Annotated in this window: 1 protein-coding gene; it reads left to right on the top strand. The window is 69.5% G+C overall.

The window, feature by feature from the left end; translation table 11 throughout:
• Window positions 1-537: 537 nt before the first annotated feature.
• On the top strand, window positions 538-859 hold a 322-nt coding region (locus ASF38_RS18350), incomplete at its 3' end, for an SDR family oxidoreductase (protein ID WP_200914411.1).

Genomic DNA, 859 nt, shown 5'->3' with positions numbered 1-859 from the left:
CCGCGACGATCCCCGAGATCTCCTGACCCGCGGTCAGGCCGGAGACGGCTGCCTGTGCACCCAGCGTCGGGAGGACTCCGGCCAGCACGACGGCACTCGCGCCGAGGATACCGAGGCGTCGCCGACGCGCCCCTCGAAGCGGGTCGCGGTGGCGGGGGGAGGGGCGATGGGGCATCGGACGACTCCTGTGCGGGACGTGAGAGGACTGTCAGATTCCTCCAACGTCGGCGAGGACCGGGAGTCACGGACCATTTCCGGGGGGCTCCGACGGCTCTGGTGGGCGCGTCGTCGAACCGCTAGGTTGTGCCCCCGACGAGACCTGCGTCACGTCATCCGGAACGCTGCGGCACGAATGACACGCGTGTAGTTCTCCCCAGGTTTGCCCACAGCTGTGAACAACATCGGTGTGATTCGTGCACAGGGCCGTCCACACCTGTGCACGAAGCCGCGGCACGCCCGTCGCCGGGTGGTCGTCGAGCCGGTCGAGGGCGACCCGCCGGGCTGTCCCTCGATTTCGGATACCGTTAGTATCTGACCATGACGAACTTCGCTCCGGGCACTCGTGTGCTCGTCACCGGTGCCGCCTCCGGTCTCGGCCTCGCCCTCGTGACCCAGCTGGCCGAACGTGGCTGCCGGGTGCTCGCGACCGACGTGCACGCCGACGTCCCGGCTCCCGTGCAGGCCCTCGCCGAGGCCGGACCCGGCACGGTGGAGTACCGCCGGCTCGATGTCACCTCCGACGTCGACTGGCAGACGGTCCGCGACCACGTCGTCGAGACCTGGGACGGCCTCGACGTGCTGTTCAACAACGCCGGCGTCGCCGCAGGTGGCCGCATCGAGCTGTCCGAGATGGACCAGT

The sequence above is a fragment of the Aeromicrobium sp. Leaf272 genome (assembly GCF_001422865.1).
Classification (GTDB): Bacteria; Actinomycetota; Actinomycetes; order Propionibacteriales; family Nocardioidaceae; genus Aeromicrobium.
The sequence above is the reverse complement of the archived record's forward strand: the minus strand, read 5'-3'. Positions and strand labels throughout refer to the sequence as shown.